A 22942-nucleotide genomic window follows, 5' to 3' on the forward strand; every position below is an offset into this window, starting at 1 on the left:
CCGGCGCATGCATGACCGGACTCCCAGCGCAAGTCTCTCCGACACCGAACGGCTCAACCGGCTGCGGCTGATCCGTTCGGACAATATCGGGCCGCGGACGTTTCACGCCCTGCTCCGCCATTGCGGCGATGCGGCGACTGCGCTGGAGCGGCTGCCGGAACTTTCGCGGCGCGGTGGCGCGGCGCGGCCGGCGCGAATCTGCAGCGAGGACGAGGCGCGCGGCGAACTCGCTGCCTGCAAGAAGCTCGGCGTCAGCCTGGTCGCACCGGGCGAAGCCGCCTATCCGCCGCGTCTGGCCATGATCGACGATGCGCCTCCCCTGCTCGCCGTCCGCGGCACGCCGGAAACGCTGATGCGGCCGATGATAGCGATCGTGGGCTCGCGCAATGCGTCCGGCGCCGGGCTGAAATTCGCGCAGTCGCTGGCACGCGATCTCTCCGACGCCGGCTTCGTCGTCATCTCGGGGCTGGCCCGCGGCATCGATCAGGCCGCGCATCGCGCCAGCATTTCGGGCGGCACGGTTGCGGTGCTCGCCGGCGGGCAGGACCGCATCTATCCGCCGGAGCACGAAGACCTGCTGTTCGCGCTGCTGCAAGCCGGCGCCGCGATCTCCGAAACGCCGCTCGGTCACGTCGCGCGCGCCCATGATTTCCCGCGGCGCAACCGCCTGATCTCGGGCGCCTCGCTCGGCGTCGTCGTGGTGGAAGCAGCACAGCGTTCGGGCTCGCTGATCACGGCGCGCATGGCCGCCGAACAGGGCCGCGAGGTCTTCGCCGTGCCGGGCTCGCCGCTCGATCCGCGCGCCGCCGGAACCAACGACCTGATCAAGCAGGGCGCAACGCTGGCGACCGAAGCCGCCGACATCATCAACGCCGTGCAGCCGATCATGGCGCGGCCGGTCGCGCTGGAAGAGCCCGAGGATGACTATTCCGAAGCCGACCCCGATGCGGGCGAACGCGCGCGCATCGTCGCCCTGCTCGGGCCGAGCCCGCTCGGCCTCGACGATCTGATCCGCATGGCGGGCGTTTCGCCCGCGATCGTGCGGACGGTGTTGCTGGAACTCGAGCTCGCAGGCCGGCTCGAGCGCCACGGCGGCGGAATGGTATCGCTGCTCTGAGACGAGTTGGCCTGCCTCTCAGAAGCTCTCTACGCTCAGGATGGCCAAGAGCGAGGCCAGAATTCCGCTCCCGGAGAACAGCGCTATCGGAATCAACTCGCGGAGATCGAAACGCGGCGCGCGTGAGAAACGAATGTCCGTGGGCATGCCGGCTCCCCAGTCACTGGTCGCAGCACTCTGCCATGAAAGACCTTACAAGAGGCTGCGACACCACACCGCGCGGCGTTTATCGCGCCCCGCTGGATCAGAGCCGGCCGAACCACCGCGATCCGCGCCGGCGTGTTGCTGCATTGGAACGAGGGGATTCGGCCCGCGTGAGCCGGGCTCAGGAGAGCCTGCGCTTGTTGCGAAGCCATTGCGCGGCCTCGAGCTGCGTCATATCGAGCAGATGCCGGAGCGTCTCAAGGCCGTGGCGCTCGGCGATCTTCGACAGCTCCCTCGAAGTCTCGGCGATGAAGGCCACGGCCTCGTCTGGACCGCCGCTGCCATAGAGATCCGAGCCCGCAGGATCATCCCCCGAACTCCTGCTCCGCCGGCCGCCCGCGATTTTGCCCAAAATCCGTCCCGAATCCTGCCCTCAGACCGGATTATCCCGCAACTCCAAGGCGGTAAATTACAACTTTCGGGACACGTATTCTTACGGGTTTTGAGCCTCTTCAATATCTGGCGATTTGACAGGGGCGGCCCCACCACCCATGTTCGGATCGAATCGGCCGGCCGCGAGTCTCGCGGAACCGGCCTGTAGTTTTTCGCGTAAGCCATTGGAATGACATGAATATCGTCATTGTGGAATCGCCGGCCAAGGCCAAGACGATCAACAAATATCTGGGGTCCTCCTACGAGGTCCTGGCGTCGTTTGGCCATGTCCGCGACCTCCCCGCCAAGAACGGATCGGTCGATCCCGATGCCAATTTCCAGATGATCTGGGAGATCGATCCCAAGGCCAACAGCCGGCTCAACGACATCGCCAAGGCCCTGAAGGGCGCCGACCGCCTGATCCTGGCCACCGACCCCGATCGCGAGGGCGAGGCCATCTCCTGGCACGTGCTGGAGGTGATGAAGGAGAAGCGTGCGCTCAAGGACCAGAAGATCGAGCGCGTGGTGTTCAACGCCATCACCAAGCAGGCGGTGACGGATGCCATGAAGTCGCCGCGCCAGATCGACGGCGCGCTGGTCGACGCCTATATGGCGCGCCGCGCGCTGGACTATCTGGTCGGCTTCACCCTGTCCCCCGTGCTCTGGCGCAAGCTGCCGGGTGCGCGCTCGGCCGGCCGGGTGCAGTCGGTCGCGCTGCGGCTGGTCTGTGACCGCGAGCTGGAAATCGAGAAGTTCGTTCCCCGGGAATACTGGTCGCTGGTGGCGACCCTGACCACGCCGCGCGGCGAGGCTTTCGAAGCGCGCCTCGTGGGAGCCGACGGCAAGAAAATCCAGCGCCTCGACATCGGCTCGGGCGCGGAAGCCGAGGAGTTGAAGAAGGCGATCGAGGCGGCCCTCTTCAAGGTCTCGACCGTCGAGGCACGCCCCGCCCGCCGCAATCCGCAGGCGCCCTTCACCACTTCCACGCTGCAGCAGGAAGCGAGCCGCAAGCTCGGCTTCGCGCCGGCCCACACCATGCGCATCGCGCAGCGGCTCTATGAGGGCATCGACATCGGCGGCGAGACCACCGGTCTCATTACCTATATGCGTACCGACGGCGTGCAGATCGACCCGTCCGCGATCACGCAAGCGCGCAAGGTGATCGGCGAGGACTACGGCAACGCCTATGTGCCGGAAGCGCCGCGCCAGTACCAGACCAAGGCCAAGAACGCGCAGGAAGCGCATGAAGCGATCCGCCCGACCGATCTTTCGCGCAGGCCCGCCGACATGCGCCGCAAGCTCGATAGCGACCAGGCGCGGCTCTACGAACTGATCTGGACCCGCACCATCGCGAGCCAGATGGAATCCGCCGAGCTCGAGCGCACCACCGTCGATATCGAGGCGAAGGCAGGTTCGCGCGTGCTGGAGCTGCGCGCCTCCGGCCAGGTCATCAAGTTCGACGGCTTCCTCGCGCTCTACCAGGAGGGCCGCGACGACGAGGAAGACGAGGATTCGCGCCGCCTCCCCGCCATGAGCCAGGGCGAAGCGCTGAAGCGCCAGGATCTTGCCGTCACCCAGCACTTCACCGAGCCGCCGCCGCGCTTCTCGGAAGCCTCGCTGGTCAAGCGCATGGAAGAGCTCGGCATCGGCCGGCCCTCGACCTATGCCTCGATACTTCAGGTCCTGAAGGACCGCGGCTATGTCAAGCTCGAGAAGAAGCGGCTGCATGGCGAGGACAAGGGCCGCGTCGTCGTCGCGTTCCTGGAAAACTTCTTCGCGCGCTATGTGGAGTATGACTTCACCGCCGGGCTGGAAGAGCAGCTCGACCGCATCTCCAACAACGAGATTTCCTGGCAGCAGGTGCTCAGGGATTTCTGGGGCGACTTCATCGGCGCGGTGAACGACATCAAGGATCTCCGCGTCGCCGAGGTGCTCGATGCGCTCGACGAGATGCTGGGCCCGCACATTTATCCGCCGCGCGCGGACGGCGGCGACGTCCGGCAATGCCCGACCTGCGGTACCGGAAAGCTCAATCTGAAAGCCGGCAAGTTCGGCGCCTTTGTCGGCTGCTCGAACTATCCGGAGTGCCGTTACACGCGTCCGCTTGCCGCCGATTCCGAGGCGAGCGCGGATCGTGTCCTCGGCAAGGATCCCGAGACCGATCTCGACGTCGTGGTGAAGGCCGGCCGCTTCGGGCCCTATATCCAGCTCGGCGAGCAGAAGGATTATGCCGAAGGCGAGAAACCCAGGCGCGCAGGCATCCCGAAGAATACGTCTCCCGGCGATGTCGATCTCGAGACGGCGCTGAAATTGCTGTCGTTGCCGCGCGAGATCGGAAAACATCCGGAGACCGGCGAGCCGATCACGGCGGGACTCGGCCGCTTCGGGCCGTTCGTGAAGCATGAAAAGACCTATGCGAGCTTGGAAGCCGGCGACGACGTCTTCGGCATCGGCCTCAACCGCGCGGTGACGCTGATTGCCGAGAAGATCGCCAAAGGTCCGAGCGGCCGCCGCTTCGGCGCCGACCCCGGCAAGCCGCTGGGCGATCATCCGAGCCTCGGCGGCGTTGCGCTGAAGAACGGCCGCTACGGCGCCTATGTCACCGCCGGCGGCGTCAATGCCACGATCCCGAGCGACATCGCGCCGCCCGAGACGATCACGCTGGCGCAGGCGATCGCGCTGATCGACGAGCGCGCCGCCAAGGGCGGCGGCAAGGCCAGGCGCGCGCCCAAGAAGGCTGCGGCGAAGGCAAAGGCGAAACCTGAAGCCGAGGATGCCGCCGCAAAGCCGGCGAAGAAGGCCGTCGCCAAGAAGGCCGCGGCCAAGCCGAAGTCGGACGCCGTGAGCAAGGCGCGCGCGCCGGTCGCGCCCGCCGCCAAGACGTCGGCGTCGAAACCGGCACCGGCCGCAAAGGCGCCCGCCAAGAAAAGCGCGGGCAAGGGACGCGGGTGAGCAAGCGGCGCGAGCAAGGCTTTCCGGGCCGCGACGCCGTCCTCGCCTTCATCCGCGCCCATCCCGGCAAGGTCGGCACCCGCGAGATCGCGCGCGAGTTCGGACTGAAGAACGCCGATCGCGCCGAGCTCAAGCGCATGTTGCGTGAATTCGCCGACGAAGGCGCGGTGGCAAAGCGCCGCCGCAAGATGCATGAGCCGGCCGAGCTGCCGCCCACCGTGCTTGCCGACATCACCGGGCGCGACAGCGACGGCGAATTGCTCGCCACGCCCACGGAGTGGGACGCGGATGAGAGCGGCACCATTCCCAAAATCCGTGTCGTTTTTCCGCGGCGGCCTCAACCCGGCACCACCGCCGGCGTCGGTGACCGCGCGCTCCTGCGGGTCGAGAAGACGGACGAGGCCGAGGGCACGCCCTATCGCGGCCGCGTCATCCGCGTCATCGCCCATGCAAAGGCGCGTGCGCTCGGCATCTTCCGCAAGAACCCCGACGGCAGCGGCCGTCTCGTTCCCGTCGACAAGAAGCAGGCCGGCCGCGAGTTGAATATCGCGAAGGCCGACAGCGGGGATGCCGAGGATGGTGATCTCGTCAGCGTCGACCTGATCCGCACCCGCGCCTACGGCCTTGCCTCCGGGCGGGTCAAGGAACGGCTCGGCTCGCTCGCCAGCGAAAAGGCGATCAGCCTGATTGCGATCCATGCCCACGAGATCCCGCAGGCCTTTACACCCTCGGCGCTGCGCGAGGCAGAAACCGCAAAGCCTCCCACGCTGGAAGGGCGCGAGGACTGGCGCGACATCCCCCTCGTCACCATCGATCCACCCGACGCCAAGGATCATGACGACGCAGTTCACGCCGAACCGGATCCCGATCCAAATAATAAGGGCGGCTATATCGTCCACGTCGCCATTGCCGACGTCGCCTATTATGTACGGCCGGGCTCGGCGCTGGATCGCGACGCGCTGACCCGCGGCAACTCCGTCTATTTCCCCGACCGCGTCGTGCCGATGCTGCCGGAGCGCATCTCCAACGACCTCTGTTCGCTGGTGCCGGGCGAACCGCGCGGCGCGCTCGCGGTGCGCCTGGTGATCGGTGCGGATGGCCACAAGCGCTCGCACTCCTTTCATCGCGTGCTGATGCGTTCGGCGGCGAAGCTTGCCTACGCGCAGGCGCAGGCCGCGATGCACGGCCGGACGGACGACGTCACCGGTCCGCTGCTCGACCCGATCATCAGGCCGCTCTATGCCGCGCACGATCTGGTCAGGCTGGCGCGCGATGCACGCGATCCGCTCGATCTCGACCTGCCCGAGCGAAAGATCCTGCTCAAGCCCGACGGCACCGTCGATCGCGTCATCGTGCCGGAGCGGCTCGAAGCGCACCGGCTGATCGAGGAGTTCATGATCCTCGCCAACGTCGCTGCCGCCGAGACGTTGGAAAAGAAGGGATTGCCGCTGATCTACCGGGTGCACGACCAGCCGACGCAGGAGAAGGTGCACAACCTCCTGGAATTCCTGAAGACGCTCGACCTTTCCTTTGCCAAGGGCGGCGCCTTGCGGCCTTCGCTGTTCAACCGCGTGCTGACGCAGGTCAAGGGCGAGGACGTCGAGGCGCTGGTCAACGAAGTCGTGCTGCGCTCGCAGGCGCAGGCGGAATATTCCGCGGAGAACTACGGCCATTTCGGCCTCAACCTGCGCCGCTACGCGCATTTCACCTCGCCGATCCGGCGATATGCCGATTTGATCGTGCACCGCGCGCTGATCCGCGCGCTCGGCCTCGGCGAAGGCGCGCTTCCATCCGACGAGACGCTGGAACATCTCGGCGAAGTCGCAGCCCAGATTTCCGCAACCGAGCGCCGCGCCATGAAGGCCGAGCGCGAGACCGCCGACCGGCTGATCGCGCATTTCCTTGCCGACCGTATCGGCGCGACGTTCCAGGGCCGCGTTTCCGGTGTCACCCGCGCCGGCCTGTTCGTGAAACTGGACCAGACCGGCGCCGACGGCATCATCCCGATCCGCACGCTCGGCACCGAATATTTCAACTATGACGAGACCCGCCACGCGCTGGTCGGTTCGCGCAGCGGTGCCATGCACCGGCTGGGGGACGTGGTCGACGTCCGTCTGGTAGAAGCTGCTCCCGTGGCTGGCGCGCTGCGCTTCGAGTTACTATCTGAAGGTCAGATCGTACCGCGCGGCGGAAAGCGCCAAGGAAAGCATCAAGGAAAGCGTGACGTCCTGAAATCCCAGCGCGCGGAAAAAGAGCGAACGCACCCCGCTGCGCGCAAGACGGTGCGCAAGCGCGGCAAGCAAAAATCCGGAAAATCCGGGAAAGGCAAGTCATGGAGACGGTAGGAACAGCGTCGACCGTGTGGACCCGCGAGACCGCCATCGGCGAGAAGCGGGACCTCTGGAGCGCGATGAAGCGCGGCTTTCGCGGCCGCTGCCCGCGTTGCGGCGAAGGCAAGCTGTTTCGCGCGTTCCTGAAGACCGCCAACGACTGCTCGGCCTGCGGGCTTGACTTCACCCCGCACCGCGCCGACGACCTGCCCGCTTATCTCGTCATCGTCATCGTCGGCCACATCATGGTGCCGCTGGCGCTGTCGATCGAGACCAACTTCTCGCCGCCGGTTTGGCTTCAGCTTGCGACCTACCTGCCGCTCACCCTCATCCTGTCTCTGCTGCTGCTGCAGCCGGTGAAAGGTGCAGTGGTCGGGTTGCAGTGGGCGCTGCGCATGCACGGATTTGACGACAATGCCCCCGATGGCATTCCGCCGGTATAAGAACAACAACAACAGAAGACGCTCACGGGGATGGAAATGACGCAAGCAGCGACCGCCGCCAGGGAAGAACCGAAGGAAGAGAAGGAAGCCGATCACCATCCCTATTTCCGGCCGAAGGACGCAGCGACGCTGATCCTGATCGACCGCTCCGCCGCGAGGCCGCGCGTGCTGGTCGGCCGGCGCCACGACAATGTGGTGTTCATGCCGGGCAAGTATGTCTTTCCGGGCGGCCGCGTCGACAAATCGGACAACCGCGTACCCGTTGCCGCGCCGATCACCAGCGAGCTGGAAGCAAACCTGCTCAAGGGCAGCCCGAAGATCACGCCCGGCCGGGCTCGTGCATTGGCGAATGCCGCGATCCGCGAAGCCTGCGAGGAGACCGGACTTTGTCTCGGCCGCAAGGTCGAGAAGCCCGGCAAGCTCGAAGGCGCCTGGAAGCCGTTTGCGGAAGCAGGCCTCTTGCCCGATCCCTCCGGCCTGTTCCTGATCGCGCGCGCGATCACCCCGCCCGGCCGGGTCCGCCGCTTCGACACCCGCTTCTTCACCGCGGATGCTTCCGCCATCGCGCACCGGGTCGAGGGCGTGGTGCATGCCGATGCCGAGCTGGTGGAACTGGTCTGGGTGGAGATCGGCTCCAAGCCGCTTGCGGACGCGCATGCCATGACCAAGAACGTGCTCGTCGAGCTCGACAAGCGCCTGGCCACCGGACCGCTGCGCCACGACGCGCCGGTGCCGTTCTTCCATTTCTACGGCGGCAGGATGCAGAAGGACGTGCTGGGGGCGTAGCGCTCAGACCTGCGCCGCGCCACCATCGACGAACAGCTCGATGCCGGCCACGTAGCTGGAATCATCGGATGCAAGATAGAGCGCCGCATTCGCGACGTCCTCGACGGTGCCGAGGCGGTCGAGCGGCACCAGCGACTGCATGAAGCTCTTCACATCCTTGTCGGCGAACACGTCGAAGCCCGGCGTCTGGATCGGCCCCGGGCTCAGCACATTGACGCGGATGCGGCGTGCCTTGAGGTCCATGGTCCAGCTGCGCGCGAACGAGCGTATCGCAGCCTTGCTTGCCGCATAGACGGTGCCCGCCTCGAACCCTTTCGAACCAGCGATCGATCCCGTCAGAATGATCGATCCGCCGTCCGGCATGATCGGCACGGCCTGCTGCACGGTGAACAGCACGCCCTTGACGTTGATGTCGAAGATCTTGCCATAGGTCGCTTCCGTGATGGTTCCGAACGGCGTGAATTCGTAGATGCCGGCATTCGCGAACAGCACGTCGATGCGTCCCTTGTCTGCCTTGACGGCTTCAACGACACGCGTGACATCAGACACGACGGCCGCATCGGCCCTGATCGCGGTTGCTGCCGGGCCGATGGCCTTTGCAGCCTGGTCGAGTTCGCGCTGGCGGCGTCCGGTGATGAAGACATGCGCCCCCTCCGCGGCGAAGCGCTTTGCCGCAGCGAGGCCAATTCCCGCGCTGCCACCGGTAACGACCGCGATCCTGCCTGCAAGCTTGCCAGCCATGATGCCTCCCGCCGCCGAACGCGTATCGCGACTGTCATAGATACTGCGGCTGAACGCTGCGGTTTCAGCGCGGTAACCGCCTCACCGAAAATCGACTACGTAGCGACAAAACTATGCAAGATTATTCCCGGGCCGGCCGGTTCCGCCGTGCCCTTCCCTTCCTATCTCTTCCCGGACAACAACCATGACGGAATGGGGTAATGGCAAAGCGTCAACTCAAGCTCGGCGCCTTCATGCGGCCGGTCAGCATTCACACCGGCGCCTGGCGCTATCCCGGGGCCTGGCCTGACGCCAATTTCAACTTCCCGCATTTGCGGCAACTGATCCGGAAGCTGGAAGCCGGCAAGTTCGACGCCTTCTTCATGGCCGATCACCTCGCCGTGCTGAACATGCCGGTCAATGCGCTCAAGCGCAGCCACACCGTGACCTCCTTCGAGCCGTTCACCCTGCTGTCGGCGCTCGCCGGCGCCACCGAACGGATCGGCCTGATCGCCACCGGCTCGACCACGTTCGACGAGCCCTATCATGTCGCCCGCCGCTTCGCCTCGCTCGACCACATCAGCGGCGGACGTGCGGGGTGGAACATCGTCACCACCTCGAACCCGGACGCCGCGCTGAATTTCGGCCTCGACGATCACATGGAGCACGCCGAGCGCTACAAGCGGGCGCGCGAGTTCTATGACGTCGTCACGGGCCTGTGGGATTCCTTTGCGGACGATGCCTTCGTGCGCGACGTCGAGGCAGGCCTCTATTTCGATCCCGAAAAGATGCATGTGCTCGATCACAAGGGCAAATATCTCAGGGTGCGCGGTCCCCTCAACATCGCCCGCCCCGTGCAGGGCTGGCCGGTGATCGTGCAGGCCGGCGCGTCGGAGGACGGCAAGCAGCTGGCGGCCGAAACGGCGGAAGCCGTGTTCACCGGCGGCGGCAGCCTCGCCGACGGGCAAAAGCTCTATGCCGACATCAAGGGCCGGATGGACAAGGTGGGCCGCAACCCCGAGCACCTCAAGATCCTGCCCGGCGCCTTCGTGGTGGTCGGCGACAGCGTCGAGGAAGCCAGGGAGAAGCGCGCCCTGCTCGACAGCCGCGTCCACTACGACAGCGCGATTGCTTCGCTGTCCGTGCAGCTCGGCACCGACGCTTCCGGCTTCGATCCCGACGGACAGCTGCCGCCGATCCCGGAAACGAATGCCAGCAAGAGCGGCCGCCAGCGTCTCGTCGACGCTGCGGCGCGCGACAAGCTCACCGTGCGGCAGCTCGCGCAGCGCGTCGGCGGCTATGGCGGGCTTTCCTTCGTCGGCACGCCCCAGACAATCGCCGACCAGATGGAGGAATGGCTGACCAGCCATGGCTGCGACGGCTTCAACATCATGTTCCCGTATCTGCCGGCCGGTCTCTTTGACTTCGTCGACAAGGTGGTTCCGGAACTGCAGCGGCGCGGCATCTTCCGCACCGAATATGAAGGCAGCACCTTGCGCGAGAATCTCGGCCTGCCGCGGCCAAAGAACCGATTCTTTGAGAATTGAACGGGCGGCAATACTGCCCTGCCGGTTCGAGAAAACCTTGATTTGAAGGGTAAATTCCCTGAATCCGGGCCGAATCCGGCCCGGAAAACCTTGACTTATGCCGGTTTGCGGCTAGGTTGCCGGCCAAATGCGGGCCGGTTGGCCGGCGCCAGATTTCCCCTACTTTGCAAAGTTAAAGGCTCCCACCATGGCCAAAGCGGTCACCATCAAGGTCAAGCTCGTTTCCTCGGCGGACACCGGCTTCTACTACGTCGCCAAGAAGAATTCGCGCACCATGACCGACAAGCTCGTCAAGAAGAAGTACGACCCGGTCGCGCGCAAGCACGTCGAATTCCGTGAAGCCAAGATCAAGTAAGATCGCGGAATGTTTTTGACTGAACGGGGCCCTCGCGGCCCCGTTTTTATTTGCCCTACGCCGCCTTGGGCAGCGGCGGCTGGCTCGGCCTGATCAGCGCAAAGGCTACCTGGACGATGCCGCCGGCGAGACCCAGTGCGACGCCGATGCGCCAGGCCATGGTGTAGGAGCCGAGCGAATCGTAGATCAGCCCGCCGCCATAGGCGCCGAGGAACGAGCCTAGCTGGTGGCTCATGAAGGCGAGGCCCTGGATCATCGCCTGCCACTTCAGGCCGAACATTTCAGCGACGGCGCCCGCCACCAGCGGGCCGACGCCCATCCAGAGGAAGCCCATGATCGCGCCGAACAGCAGCGTGCTGCCCGGTGTCGCCGGCAGCATGAAATACCAGGCCAGCGCCAGCGAGCGCAGGATGTAGATCATCCCGAGCAGCGCCAGCTTGTTCCAGCGCTGGCCAGCCCAGCCGAAGAACAGGCTGCCGAGCACGTTGAAGCCGCCGATCATGCCGAGCGTCTGCGCGCTCAGCATCGGATCGAGGCCGCAGATCAAGAGATACGACGGCAGGTGCGTGGTGAGGAACACCAGCTGCATGCCGCAGACGAAATAGGCCAGCGTCATCACCACGAAGGGCGCATTGCCGAACGCGATCCTCGCGGCGGTCGCAGCCGAGGCGTCGCCGATTTCTTCGACGCCCTTGGGCGGCAGCGGAATCTTGTCCACCCTGCCCGCGTACCAGGCGGCCGGCAGCATGAACAGCGACAGGATGACGAAACCGGCGACGCCGATGCGCCAGCCATGACCTTCGTTGAGCAACTGCCCGATCGGGGCCGCCATCAGCGCGCCGAGGGAGCCTGCCGCCGACACCATGCCCATGACCGTGCTGCGCACGGTCGCAGGCACCGCGCGTGCGGAAACCGACATCGCAATCGCATTGGCGGTGCAGGCGAGCGAGGCGCCGATCAGCACGCCGGCGCCGATCAGGATCGGGATCATCCCCTGTGCAGTCGCCATCAGCGCAAGGCCCGCGATGTACATCAGCGAGCCCACGATCATGATCGGCTTGAAGCCCCAGCGCACGGACCAGGCGCCGGCAACCGGCTGCAGGAAGCCCCAGGCGAGGTTCTGCACGGCGAGCGCCAGCGTGAACTGCGATACGGAAATGCCGATGTCCTGCGTCAGCGGCTGCATGAAGATGCCGAAACTCTGCCGCAGGCCCATGCTCAGGGTGAGCATCAGCGACGCACCGATCAGGATGGGGAGCGTGGGCCGCAGGGCTTGCAGCAGGGACATTGTTGTTGTTCTCCCCAGAGCCGCACATCGACAAATTCGACCTGCGATTCCCGATTATTTTAGTTACACAGACCTGTGTAATTGCGCTATGGTCACCCGTCAAGGAAAGCCCGGTCCGGGTCAACGCATGGCATCCCTGCAGAAAAAGCCTGATATGAAGGAGCGGATCCTCGAGACCGCCGACAAGCTGTTCTATCTGCAGGGAATTCGCGCCATCGGCGTCGACACGATCGCCGCCCGGATCGGCATCTCCAAGCGCACGCTGTACAACCACTTCCCGTCCAAGGACGCGCTGATTGCGGCCTATCTGGAGCGGCGCTTCGTGCAGCCGCGCCCGTCCGACAAGCCGCCGGCTGCGCAGATTCTCGCGACCTTCGATTCGCTGGAACGGCGCTTCTCGGCAAAGGATTTTCGCGGCTGCCCCTTCGTCAACGCGGTCGCCGAGCTCGGTGCCGAGGACAAGTCGGTGCGCAAGATCGCCGTCGCCTTCAAGGAGAGCCGCCGGCTGTGGTTCCGCAACCTGCTGAACCAGCTCGGCGTTGCCGATGCCGAGGGACTTGCAACGCAGCTTGCCGTGCTGGTCGACGGCTGCATCGCGCAGGACCTGGTGCGCAACGACCCGTCGATGGCGCGCGCGGCGAGAGAGGCGGCGCGGGTGCTGCTGAAAAATGCCGGCGTGAAAGTGAGCGACTGACGCTCTTCCCTGCGGCCGGCCAAAACTGCTGGCGCGTGTACCCATAAATGGAGCAGCGCTACCGGTGGTCTGCTCTTACCCAATAGCAGCCTGAAAGCGGACAGCGCCGGAGGTCGGAGAAGGGCCAGAAGCGGACATGTGTCACGCGCTTGCGGCGAACAAATCCCATCGCCCTGGAAGGCCCTTAAGTTCAAACGATCCGCGCTCGGAAAACGTCAATCCAGCGCCCGCGACGAGATCCGTGACGACCCGTGACGCCAGAACTTCACCGGGTTTGCACTGTGCCATCAGCATGGACAGCAACACCGGCGATATCCTTGCCTCGGATTTCGATTTCGCCTGTGTGTAGGCCCGCCCGCAATGGCAGATCGATTTGTTGGGCCGCGGCGCTGAAGGCAAGGGCGCAGCGAACTGCACGTCCTGGGCCGTCAAAAGTCGCCAGAACGCCGTCGCCGGTAGTTTTGATCAGCTTGCCGCGATGTTTCTCGATGACTTGGCTGGCGAGCGAATCGTGACGGTCCAGCATCTGTCGCCAGCGCTGGTCGCCCATTGCTGTTGCGCTTCGCGTAGAGTCAGCAATATCGGTGAACAGTACTGTAGCTAGAACTCGGTCAAGTTCGAACGAAGTACCCTCGCGATGACCAGTGACAAATTCCTCTATATCGCCGATCAATCCTTCAAAGTCTCCGGCCCAGAAACCATGATCGCCGGTTGGATATTCAATATACTTGGCACCGGGAATACTTTCGGCAAATGCGCGTCCCATTGCGACCGGAACGGCAGCATCGGTTAGTCGGTGCATCACAAGCGTTGGCACTCGTACGGTGGGAAGCACTGCCGTCACATCGATGAGACGATTTGATCTAAAATAGTTCTTCAACGGGCCTGGGCTACTGCACAAGCGCTCAAGTCTTGCGTATTTGGTGATTGCTTCGGGCCCCGTCATTTGGCTAGGGGCAACCGGCTTGAATGCATCGCCGTTACCCCATGCCTTCATGTACTTCTCGAGTTTTGCTTCGTATTCTTCAGTGGACAAATTCCTGTTGTATGAGTGGAGCAGGCTGCCATAGAGTATTAACCGCGAAATTCGCTCAGGATAGGTCGCCGCGAACATCGCACTCATCGAAGCGCCCTCCGACCACCCCAACAGAGCGGCTCGCTGCGACCCGACCGCGTCCATAACGGCGCGAACGTCGTCCATGCGTTGTTCGAGTGGCGCCACATCGGAAATTCGGTCAGACAGTCCCTGCCCACGCTTGTCGAACGTTATGACGCGTGCAAATTTCGCCAAGCGACGCATGAAGTCGGTATAGCCGGGGAGCAATTCGTGCATCGCCTCGATATGCGAGACAATGCCGTGCACGAGGACGAGATCAATTGGTGCGTCGCCCATTACGCTATAGGCAATGTTCACGTCTCCACTCAATGCGTAATGCGTCTCGGGTAATTCGAAATCGGGCATCTAAGGAAATCTCCTAAGTAGCCTGATTTTCGTACTCGGCTACCTCCCGGTCAACCAAGGAAAATTGCGAAATTCTTTCGACCTGTTGGCGCAGTGCCTTGTTGAAGTTGGCGGCCGGGCCGGGATTCAAGGGCGTTGGCCAAAATACGGGCTCGAATGATGCGCTACGAACTTACCTACACCAAGTGGAGATACTACTGAGCACCGAGCGGCTCAACGGCGGTGGTGGCCTGGTATCGACACTGCCCAACATGGTAGCGCTGATCCGCACCCTGCTCGTACTCGAGTTCAAGCGACTGGCCTATGACGCACTCGGCGCGATCGTAAGACGGGCCCAACAATCAGGCCGCGTCGGACACCACGCGGTTGCGGCCGTCGTGCTTGGCGCGATAGAGCGCCTTGTCGGCGCGCTTGAGCACGTCGGCGACCGGCTCGCCCTTGCGCTCCAGGGTGGAGAGCCCGATCGAGATCGTGACGTCGATCCGCTTGTCGCCCTTGTCGACCGCGAACTTCTCGCCCGCGATGGAGCGGCGCAAGCGCTCCGCCACCATGCCGGCGACATGCGGATCGGTCTCCGGCATCACGATCACGAACTCCTCGCCGCCATAGCGGCAGGCCAGATCGATGCCGCGGATCGACTTGCGGATGCGCACGGCGAATTCGCGCAGCACGTCGTCGCCGGCGTCGTGACCATAGGTGTCGTTGATCGCCTTGAAGAAGTCGATGTCGAGGATCATCAGCGCCAGCGGCTTGCCGCGGGCGGAAGCCTGCTCGGCCAGCGTCGCCAGATGGCTTTCCATGTAGCGGCGGTTGTGCAGGCCGGTCAGCGCGTCGGTGATCGCCATCTCGATCGAGTTCTGCACGTTGTCGCGCAGGTGATCGGTGTAGCGGCGCTTCCTGATCTGGGTACGCGCCCGCGCCAGCAGTTCGTTCCTGTCGACCGGACGCAGGAGATAATCGTTGACGCCGATCTCGAGGCCGCGCAGCAGCCGCGCATTGTTGTCGGCGTCCGAAATGGCGAGGATCGGCACCTGGCGGGTGCGCTCCAGCGAGCGCGCCTGGCTGCACAGCCGAAGTCCGTCGAAATTATCGAGGCTGAGCGAGACGATCAGCAGATCGTAGTCGCCCTCGGCGGCGTGGAACAGCGCCTGCGACGGATCGGGCTCGACGTCGACGCTGTGCTCGGCCGCCAGCATCGGCGCCAGCCGCTCATAGGAGGCCGGGCGGTCGTCGACCAGCAGGATGCGTCCGCCCTTGCCGGTGTCGGCAACGGCGCTGCGCTCCGGCGCCTCCATGCCGATCTCGAGCGAGGTGATGGCGCGCATGCGCAGCTCATCGGTCATCATCTTCAGCCGCGTCAGCGAACGCACGCGAGCCAGCAGCACCACGTCGGAGACGGGCTTGGTCAGGAAGTCGTCGGCGCCGGCCTCCAGTCCGCGGACGCGGTCGGCGGGGCTGTCGAGCGCAGTGATCATCACGACCGGGATGTAGTGCGTGGCCGGATTGGACTTCAGCCGCCGGCACACTTCGAATCCGTCCATGTCGGGCATCATGACGTCGAGCAGGACGATGTCGCATTCGGCGCGCGCGCAGACCGCCAGCGCTTCAGCGCCGTTCGATGCCGTGGTGACGTCGAAATATTCGGCCGACAGCCTTGCTTCCAACAGCTTTACGTTGGCGGGTACATCGTCGACGACCAGAATACGCGCGGTCATGGAAACTCACTTTCACCCGATAAAACGCCGGACCGTCTCAATAAACTTGCCGACCGAGATCGGCTTGGACAAATAGGCTTCGCAGCCGCCTTCGCGAATCCGCTCCTCGTCGCCCTTCATGGCAAAGGCCGTGACGGCCACCACGGGAATGGCGCGCAGTTCCGGGTCGTCCTTGATCCACTTGGTGACCTCGAGGCCGGACACCTGCGGTAGCTGGATGTCCATCAGGATCAGGTCGGGGCGCATCTTGCGGACGAGATCGAGCGCCTCGTAACCATTGCTGGTGCCGGAGGTCTGATAGCCATGCGCTTCCAACAGGTCGCGAAAGAGCTTCATGTTGAGCTCGTTGTCCTCCACGATCAGGACGGTCTTGGCCATCCCGTCCTCCCCGTTCCCAAAGGCGACGCGCCTAGCGGATACGGCGCATCGGCCGCCGCCACCGGATGTGTCGAAAAGTGAATTCAAACTAGCGTCAGATTCGCTCTAACCCGTTAAGTCCGGGGGTCGTGTTTCTGCGATCCCGTTTGCACTTGCTTGAACATCTTCCGCAGACTCGGGCATGATTAGACCCCAGAAGTTAACGGAAAGGCAAACGGCCCGGTTGAAAAAGCCTGTTCAAAACCCGCGAGAAGTGGCTGAAATCGTTGCGATTCAGGCGCTGTCCTTCATTGCCGGCGATCCTGCGCGGCTGGGCCGATTTTTGGCCGAAACCGGCATCGGTCCGGACACCCTGCGAAAGTCCGCTTCCGACCCTAAATTTCTCGCCAGCGTGCTCGATTTCGTGATGCGCGATGACGCAACCGTGAAGGCGTTCGCACAGGCCTCGGAGCTGCATCCGACCAATGTCGCGGCCGCCCATCAGGCGCTGTGCGATCCCGCCTGGGAGCGCGACGTGCCGTGAGCGCGCCGGTGCAAGCGGTGGATGGCCCGCGCGCCTTCTGCCGCGACTGCCTCGCCGATCTCGAATTTTCTGCGAAGCGCTGCGGCCAATGCGGCTCCCCTCGCCTCGTCCGCCACCGCGCGCTGGCGACGCTTTCGCTCGCCCATATCGATTGCGACGCGTTCTACGCCACCGTCGAGAAGCGCGACAATCCGGAGCTGGCGGACAAGCCCGTCATCATCGGCGGCGGCAAGCGCGGCGTGGTGTCCGCGGCCTGCTACATCTCCCGCACCTTCGGCGTGCGCTCGGCGATGCCGATGTTCAAGGCGCTGGCGCTGTGCCCGCAGGCCGTGGTGATCCGGCCCGACATGGCCAAATATGTCCGCGTCGGGCGCGAGGTGCGGCAAGCCATGCAGGCGCTGACGCCGCTGGTCGAGCCATTGTCGATCGACGAGGCCTTTCTCGATCTCTCCGGCACGCAGCGCGTCCACGGCATGATCCCGGCCAAGGTGCTGGCGCGCTTTGCCCGCGACGTCGAGCGCGACATCGGCATCACCGTGTCGGTAGGCCTGTCCTGCAACAAGTTCCTCGCAAAAATCGCCTCCGACCTCGACAAGCCCCGCGGCTTTGCCGCGCTCGATCAGGACGAAGCGCGCGAGATGCTGGCGGAGCGGCCGGTCGGCTTCATCTATGGCGTGGGCCCCGCCTCGCAGGAGAAACTGATCCAGCGCGGCTATCGCCTCATCGCCGACCTGCAGCGCGCCGACGAGCACGAGCTGATGAAGCAGTTCGGCGGTGAAGGCCAGCGGCTGTGGCGGCTGGCGCGCGGCATGGACGACCGCCGCGTAGTGCCCGATCGCGGCGCCAAGACCATTTCAGCCGAGACGACCTTCGAGAACGACATCCGCGATTTCGCGACGCTGGAGAAACTGCTCTGGAAGCTGTCGGAAAAGGTCTCGGCGCGGCTGAAGAGCAGCAATCTCGCCGGCAGCACGATAACGCTGAAGCTGAAGACCGCGGATTTCCGCCAGCGCACCCGCTCGCAATCGATCCAGTCGCCGACGCAGCTCGCCGCCAAGATCTTCGCCCTCTCGCGCGACATGCTGGCGAAGGAGATCGACGGCACCGCGTTCCGCCTGATGGGCACCGGCGTCAGCGCGTTGAAGCCGGGCTCTGCGGCGGATGATTCCGACATGCTGGATCGCCGTTCGGCCCACGCCGAGCGCGCGATCGATGATTTGCGGAAGAAGTTCGGCAGTGCCGCGGTGATCCGGGGGATTGCCTATGACGGGCCGGAGAAGCCGGCGGAGGAGTAATTCCGTCATGGCCGGGCTTGTCCCGGCCATCCACGTCTTCCTTTTGCGCGGCTCCAAAAACGTGGATGCCCGGGACAAGCCCGGGCATGACGAGTGGAGAGTGCGGCGCTTGACCTATTTACAGGGCTTGGAATCCTTCGCGTCGAACTTGCCGAGCGCGCCCGAAATCACGAAATCATTGTAGTCCAGCACCAGCGCCCGCGAGACGCCGTTCTCGAACAGCTCGAACGACATCGCATAGACCGGCGTCTGCTCGCCGTCCTTTGCCCGCGCGTCGCGGTCGTAATAGCTGACCGTCACCGGCCAGCGGGTCAGCGACCTCATCTTGTCGTTGGCGGTGGAGGGGTCGGGCGAGGCAATGCTGCGGTCGCCGGGAATCGGCTGCCCGATCACCGACATCGTGTTGTAGACCTTCTCGCCATTGTCGGAACCGTCATAGACGGTCAGCTCCAGGATCGACTTGCCGGCCCGCGCCGCGTCGATGATCTTGTGGATCTGCTCGGTCGGGAACACGACGCTGCCTTCGAGGTTGAAGGTCTTTGCCACCGGCTGCTTCAGCTTGACGGTGATGCGGTCGCCGACCCGCTCGGCGATGCCGTCGACCGGCGGCGCCTCGGAATCGTTCATCCGCGTGTCGATCTTGAAGCGGTAGCTCTTGCCCTCGGCGTCCTCCCAGGAGGTCGAGCGCAGGTCGCTGAGCGTCAGCTTGCCCTCGCCGCTGTTCAGTTCCGATACCTGGCGGAATTCGGAGGTATAGCCCTCGCAGGCGCTGCCCGAGAAATTGTAGAGGATGCGGCCGCGCGCGCCGTTGACGGCGTTGGAACCGCGCGACTTGACGAGGCTCAGCTCATAGAGCGCCTGATGGGAAAGGAAGCCCGGCCCCGCGGCCTGCGCCGGTTCGCCCGCAAAACCCGATCCCAGCGCAATCGTTGCAATTGTCATGAGCACGGCGCGCGGCGGTTTTGGGCAGACCATGGCATTCCCTTGATTGTGGAAGATTCGCAACAATACCGGCCGTCCTGTTGCGCCGCAACTAGGGCGGCATCACGAAAATGTAGGTTTTGCAGTCAAGGGCGCCGAAACTTCCGGCAAGCGCTCTCGCTTGCATGTCCGCGCGTCATGCGCGAAACAAGGTGCCTTTCCGATCCTGAACGGTCGGATAACGGCGCATTCATTTTGGGGACGGAACATGGCGGGTACGGTCGAACAGAAACTGGCGGCGGAAGGCATCACGCTGGCCGAACCCCGCAGCCCCATCGCCAATTACGTGCCCTTCGTGCGCAGCGGCAACCTGCTGTTCGTCTCCGGCCAGGTCTGCATGAATTCCGACGGCAAGCTGATCGCCAAGGGCAAGCTCGGCGCCGGCGTGTCCGTCGAACAGGGCTATGCCGCGGCCAGGGGTTGCGCGGTGAACCTGCTGGCGCAGGTGAAGGCGGCACTCGGCGACCTCGACAAGGTCACCCGCGTGGTACGGCTCGGCGGCTTCGTCAATTCCGCGCCTGATTTCCTCGACGGGCCGAAGGTGTTGAATGGCGCCTCCGACCTGATGGTCGCGGCTTTCGGCGACAAGGGCCGCCACGCCCGCACCACGGTCGGCGTTTCCTCCCTGCCCGCAGACGCGGCGGTGGAAGTCGAAGCCGTGTTCGAGGTCGCCTGATCGCATGCGCGCTCCCGCCTGGCTGACGGCGCGGCCGGTCGCCCATCGCGGCCTGCATGACATCTCGCGCGGTATCGTGGAAAACATGCCGGGCGCGGTGCAGGCTGCCATTGCCGGCAATTTCTCCATCGAGGTGGACATCCAGCTCAGTGCCGACGGCGAAGCGATGGTGCATCACGACGATGCGCTCGGCCGCCTCACCGAAGGTCTTGGCGCATTGCTGCAGAAGACCGCGGCGGAGCTGAAGGCGACAAAATTCAGGGACACCGGCGAGCACATGATGACGCTCGCCGATCTCTGCACCCTCGTCGCCGGCCGTGTGCCGCTGGTGATCGAGGTGAAGAGCCATTTTGACGGCGACCGCAAGCTGGTGACGCGGCTGGCCGAGGTGCTCTCCTCCTATTCCGGTCCCGCGGTCGGCATGTCCTTCGATCCCGACCAGGTGCTGGCGCTGCGCCAGATCGCGCCCAATCTGCCGCGCGGTATCGTCGCCCAGCGCAACTATGACGACGACTACTGGAAGAAGCTGACCAGGGAGCAGCGCGATGGCATGCTCCATCTGCGTCACGCCTTTCGCACCGAGCCGCACTTCGTCGCCTACTGGGTCAACCAGTTGCCGGCGCCGGCGCCATGGATCGCCCGCAATATCTTCGGCTGCCCGCTTTTGACCTGGACCGTGCGCACGCCCGAGCAGCGCGAACGCGCCGCGCGTTACGCGGATCAGATGATTTTTGAGGGATTTGTTCCGGAGACCTGACCCGCAACAAGCAACCTTGAAGTGGCACGCCGGATGCACGATGTTCTGACATCGATGGCCTCATCTGAAATCACCCTCGAAGCAGTCTCCTCGATCGGCGCGATCCCGGCCGCGGAATGGGACGCCTGCGCCAACCCGGGCGCGGATTCCGACGCCGCTTCAAGGCCCTATTATAACCCCTTCGTATCCCACGCTTTTTTTGCCGCGGCCGAAGCCTCCGGCTCGGCCACGCCGCGCACCGGCTGGGGCGCGCGGCACCTGATCGCCAAGCTCGATGACCGGATCGTCGGCGTGGTGCCCTGCTATCTGAAATCGCACTCGCAGGGAGAATATGTCTTCGACCGCGGCTGGGCCGATGCCTATGAGCGCGCCGGCGGCCGCTATTACCCGAAGCTGCAGTGCTCCGTCCCCTTCACGCCGGCGACCGGCCCTCGCCTCCTGATCCGCGACGGCGTCGACCGCGAGCGCATTGCCGATGCGCTCGCCGCCGGACTGATGGCGCTGTGCAACGCCACCGACGCGTCATCGGTGCACGTCACCTTCGCGCGCGAGGCGGAGGCGAAATGCCTTGCGCAGCACGGCTTCCTGATCCGCAACGACCAGCAATTCCACTGGCACAACCAGGGCTACAAGACCTTCGACGATTTCCTTGCCACGCTGAATTCGCGCCACCGCAAGGCGATCAAGCGCGAGCGGCGCGAGGCTCTCTCCTCAGGGATTACCATCCACTGGCTGACCGGCGACGACATCGACGAAGACGCGTGGGACGCCTTCTTCACCTTCTACATGGAGACCGGCTCGCGCAAATGGGGCCGTCCTTACCTCACGCGAACCTTCTTCTCGCTGATCGGCGAGACCATGAGCAAGGACGTGCTGCTTGTCATGGCCAGGCGCAACGGCCGCTGGATCGCGGGCGCCATCAATTTCATCGGCTCCGACACACTGTTCGGCCGCAACTGGGGCGCCATCGAGCATCACAACTTCCTGCATTTCGAGGTCTGCTACTACCAGGCCATCGATTTCGCGATCCAGCGCGGACTCGCTACCGTCGAGGCCGGCGCCCAGGGCGAGCACAAGCTGGCGCGCGGATACCTGCCGCAGACGACCTGGTCGGCGCATTTCATCGCCGATCCCGATCTGCGCCGGGCGATTGCCGATTACCTCAAGCGCGAGCGCGCCTATGTCGTCGAGGCCGGCCGCGAGCTCGCTGCCGCCGCCCCGTTCCGCAAAAGCGCTGATGACGCGCCTTGAGGCTTTCGGGTAAGAACCTCTGTCGAATGACCGATCTGGAGCCGCCGCCATGCCCGCCTACGACCCGCAAAATCCCTTCGCAAAGATCCTGCGCGGCGAATTCCCCTGCTACAAGGTTTTCGAGAACGACCACGTGCTGGCCTTCCTCGACATCATGCCGCGCGCGCCCGGCCACACGCTGGTGATTCCGAAGGCCCCTGCCCGCAACATCCTCGATATCACGCCTGACGACTATGCCCATGTCGCCCGCGCCGCCCACAGGATCGCATCCGCCGCGATGAAGGCGTTTCAGGCCGACGGCATCACCATCCAGCAATTCAACGAACCCGCCGGCGGACAGGTCGTCTTCCATCTGCACATGCACGTGATGCCGCGCCACAACGGCGTGGCGCTGCTACCGCCCGCGAGCCGCAGGGAAGACGTCAAGGTGCTGGAGGACAATGCGACGAAATTGATTGCGGCGCTGGCCTGAAATCTCCTCCCCCTGAAAGGGGGAGGTCGGGTGGGGGTCTGCCGCGAGCACGGAGCAAGACCCGACCCTCACCCGATTTGCATCTATCGATGCAAATCGACCTCTCCCTTGCAGGGAGAGGTGGAGTAAAATCACTCCGTCTCGAAATCACCTGCGTGCGGCGGCGCCAGCGGAGTGAACTCGCAGCGGTCGGGCTTGACGTCGAGCAGCGGCGTGCCGTCGAGGCAATCGAGGCCGCGCACCAGGATGGTGTTGCCCTCGACGCCGACCAGCTTGACGACCGAGGTGCCAATCGGATTGGGCCGCACAGGCGAGCGCAGCGAAAAGGTGCCGCGGGTCTTCTGGTTGTTCTTCGGGCTCTGCAGCACGAGGTCGCGGCGCGACTGGTGCAGCCAGTAGATCACCTCGAGGTTCTCGTAGAAGTCGACGCCCTTGATGGCGGGCGCGAAGGGCTCGAAGATTTCCAGCCGGCAGATCGGGCCGTCCTGCCGGCCCTGCCGCGGCGTCTCCAGCCGCGAGGTCCAGGGCGTGCGGATGCGGCCGATGAAGACGAGCCCGGCATCCTTTGCAGCCGGCAAATCGATGGCGACTTCGCCCTCGCGGATTTCAGTCTCTCTGACCATT

The 22942-nt window shown here is 64.6% G+C and carries 22 protein-coding genes; 14 read left to right on the top strand and 8 right to left on the bottom strand.

Going from position 1 to position 22942, the window contains the following annotated elements; translation table 11 throughout:
• Positions 1 to 7: 7 nt before the first annotated feature.
• Complete coding sequence (dprA, locus tag HZB49_RS02085; protein WP_291608783.1) at positions 8 to 1117, top strand: DNA-processing protein DprA; 1110 nt, start codon at positions 8 to 10, stop codon at positions 1115 to 1117.
• 325 nt (positions 1118 to 1442) lie between these two features.
• Here the strand turns inward: dprA and HZB49_RS02090 are convergent, their stop codons facing one another.
• Positions 1443 to 1673 (bottom strand): hypothetical protein, encoded by a 231-nt coding sequence (locus HZB49_RS02090; RefSeq protein ID WP_291608784.1) that lies wholly within the window; start codon positions 1671 to 1673, stop codon positions 1443 to 1445.
• Positions 1674 to 1888: 215 nt separating this feature from the next.
• Between HZB49_RS02090 and topA the strand changes: the two genes are divergently transcribed.
• Genes topA through HZB49_RS02110 form a run of 4 tightly spaced genes read left to right on the top strand, consistent with a single transcriptional unit; the run spans position 1889 to position 8204 of the window.
• Positions 1889 to 4645: a type I DNA topoisomerase gene (gene topA / locus HZB49_RS02095; protein ID WP_291608785.1), complete on the top strand. Its 2757-nt coding sequence runs from the start codon at positions 1889 to 1891 to the stop codon at positions 4643 to 4645.
• Entirely contained in the window at positions 4642 to 6990 is a 2349-nt protein-coding gene (gene rnr / locus HZB49_RS02100) for a ribonuclease R (RefSeq protein WP_291608786.1), read from the top strand. Before topA ends, rnr begins: the two co-directional genes overlap by 4 nt.
• Positions 6978 to 7418, top strand: coding sequence for a DUF983 domain-containing protein (locus HZB49_RS02105; protein WP_291608787.1), 441 nt, complete (start codon positions 6978 to 6980; stop codon positions 7416 to 7418). Before rnr ends, HZB49_RS02105 begins: the two co-directional genes overlap by 13 nt.
• 36 nt (positions 7419 to 7454) lie before the next feature.
• Positions 7455 to 8204, top strand: coding sequence for an NUDIX hydrolase (locus tag HZB49_RS02110; protein WP_291608788.1), 750 nt, complete (start codon positions 7455 to 7457; stop codon positions 8202 to 8204).
• Between the two features lie 3 nt (positions 8205 to 8207).
• Here HZB49_RS02110 and HZB49_RS02115 read toward each other — a convergent pair whose 3' ends face one another.
• A complete protein-coding gene (locus HZB49_RS02115; protein WP_291608790.1) occupies positions 8208 to 8945 on the bottom strand; it encodes an SDR family oxidoreductase in 738 nt (245 codons plus the stop codon).
• 200 nt (positions 8946 to 9145) lie between these two features.
• Between HZB49_RS02115 and HZB49_RS02120 the strand changes: the two genes are divergently transcribed.
• Positions 9146 to 10471, top strand: coding sequence for an LLM class flavin-dependent oxidoreductase (locus tag HZB49_RS02120; RefSeq protein ID WP_291608791.1), 1326 nt, complete (start codon positions 9146 to 9148; stop codon positions 10469 to 10471).
• 187 nt (positions 10472 to 10658) lie between these two features.
• Positions 10659 to 10826: a 50S ribosomal protein L33 gene (gene rpmG / locus HZB49_RS02125; protein ID WP_007603295.1), complete on the top strand. Its 168-nt coding sequence runs from the start codon at positions 10659 to 10661 to the stop codon at positions 10824 to 10826.
• 55 nt (positions 10827 to 10881) lie between these two features.
• Here the strand turns inward: rpmG and HZB49_RS02130 are convergent, their stop codons facing one another.
• Entirely contained in the window at positions 10882 to 12114 is a 1233-nt protein-coding gene (locus HZB49_RS02130) for an MFS transporter (protein WP_291608797.1), read from the bottom strand.
• 154 nt (positions 12115 to 12268) lie between these two features.
• Here HZB49_RS02130 and HZB49_RS02135 point away from each other — a divergent pair, with 154 nt between their 5' ends.
• Positions 12269 to 12808, top strand: a complete 540-nt coding sequence (locus tag HZB49_RS02135; protein ID WP_291608798.1) for a TetR/AcrR family transcriptional regulator — start codon at positions 12269 to 12271, stop codon at positions 12806 to 12808.
• A 265-nt stretch (positions 12809 to 13073) separates the two neighbouring features.
• Here HZB49_RS02135 and HZB49_RS02140 read toward each other — a convergent pair whose 3' ends face one another.
• The 3 genes from HZB49_RS02140 to HZB49_RS02150 all read right to left on the bottom strand — a co-directional run bounded on the left by HZB49_RS02140 (position 13074) and on the right by HZB49_RS02150 (position 16363).
• On the bottom strand, positions 13074 to 14270 hold the full coding sequence (locus HZB49_RS02140; protein ID WP_291608799.1) for an adenylate/guanylate cyclase domain-containing protein: 1197 nt from the start codon (positions 14268 to 14270) through the stop codon (positions 13074 to 13076).
• 341 nt (positions 14271 to 14611) lie between these two features.
• Positions 14612 to 15985, bottom strand: a complete 1374-nt coding sequence (locus HZB49_RS02145; protein WP_291608800.1) for a PleD family two-component system response regulator — start codon at positions 15983 to 15985, stop codon at positions 14612 to 14614.
• 12 nt (positions 15986 to 15997) lie between these two features.
• A complete protein-coding gene (locus tag HZB49_RS02150; RefSeq protein ID WP_291608801.1) occupies positions 15998 to 16363 on the bottom strand; it encodes a response regulator in 366 nt (121 codons plus the stop codon).
• A gap of 223 nt (positions 16364 to 16586) precedes the next feature.
• On the opposite strand from HZB49_RS02150, the gene HZB49_RS02155 reads away from it, so the two are divergent.
• Both HZB49_RS02155 and HZB49_RS02160 read left to right on the top strand, forming a co-directional pair.
• Entirely contained in the window at positions 16587 to 16886 is a 300-nt protein-coding gene (locus HZB49_RS02155; protein ID WP_291608802.1) for a DUF3572 domain-containing protein, read from the top strand.
• Complete coding sequence (locus tag HZB49_RS02160) at positions 16883 to 18181, top strand: DNA polymerase IV (RefSeq protein ID WP_291608803.1); 1299 nt, start codon at positions 16883 to 16885, stop codon at positions 18179 to 18181. The genes HZB49_RS02155 and HZB49_RS02160 overlap by 4 nt, the downstream gene beginning before the upstream one ends.
• 114 nt (positions 18182 to 18295) lie before the next feature.
• Here the strand turns inward: HZB49_RS02160 and HZB49_RS02165 are convergent, their stop codons facing one another.
• Positions 18296 to 19123 carry a cell envelope integrity EipB family protein gene (locus tag HZB49_RS02165; protein ID WP_291608804.1) on the bottom strand — a complete coding sequence of 276 codons (828 nt, stop codon included), beginning with the start codon at positions 19121 to 19123 and terminating at the stop codon, positions 18296 to 18298.
• Positions 19124 to 19370: 247 nt separating this feature from the next.
• Between HZB49_RS02165 and HZB49_RS02170 the strand changes: the two genes are divergently transcribed.
• From HZB49_RS02170 to HZB49_RS02185, 4 genes are read left to right on the top strand one after another with little or no spacing between them, the layout of a single operon-like run.
• Positions 19371 to 19838, top strand: coding sequence for a RidA family protein (locus HZB49_RS02170; protein WP_291608805.1), 468 nt, complete (start codon positions 19371 to 19373; stop codon positions 19836 to 19838).
• A gap of 4 nt (positions 19839 to 19842) precedes the next feature.
• The gene (locus HZB49_RS02175) at positions 19843 to 20595 is read left to right on the top strand and encodes a glycerophosphodiester phosphodiesterase (RefSeq protein WP_291608807.1); all 753 of its coding nucleotides are present in this window, start codon (positions 19843 to 19845) and stop codon (positions 20593 to 20595) included.
• Between the two features lie 54 nt (positions 20596 to 20649).
• Entirely contained in the window at positions 20650 to 21846 is a 1197-nt protein-coding gene (locus HZB49_RS02180; protein ID WP_291608808.1) for a GNAT family N-acetyltransferase, read from the top strand.
• A 49-nt stretch (positions 21847 to 21895) separates the two neighbouring features.
• Positions 21896 to 22318, top strand: a complete 423-nt coding sequence (locus HZB49_RS02185; RefSeq protein WP_291608809.1) for an HIT family protein — start codon at positions 21896 to 21898, stop codon at positions 22316 to 22318.
• Positions 22319 to 22449: 131 nt separating this feature from the next.
• On the opposite strand, the gene tsaA is transcribed toward HZB49_RS02185, so the two are convergent.
• Positions 22450 to 22941, bottom strand: a complete 492-nt coding sequence (tsaA, locus tag HZB49_RS02190) for a tRNA (N6-threonylcarbamoyladenosine(37)-N6)-methyltransferase TrmO (protein ID WP_291608810.1) — start codon at positions 22939 to 22941, stop codon at positions 22450 to 22452.
• Position 22942 lies beyond the last annotated feature (1 nt).

Origin of the sequence: Bradyrhizobium sp. (assembly GCF_016219575.1) — a bacterium.
Classification (GTDB): domain Bacteria; phylum Pseudomonadota; class Alphaproteobacteria; order Rhizobiales; family Xanthobacteraceae; genus Bradyrhizobium.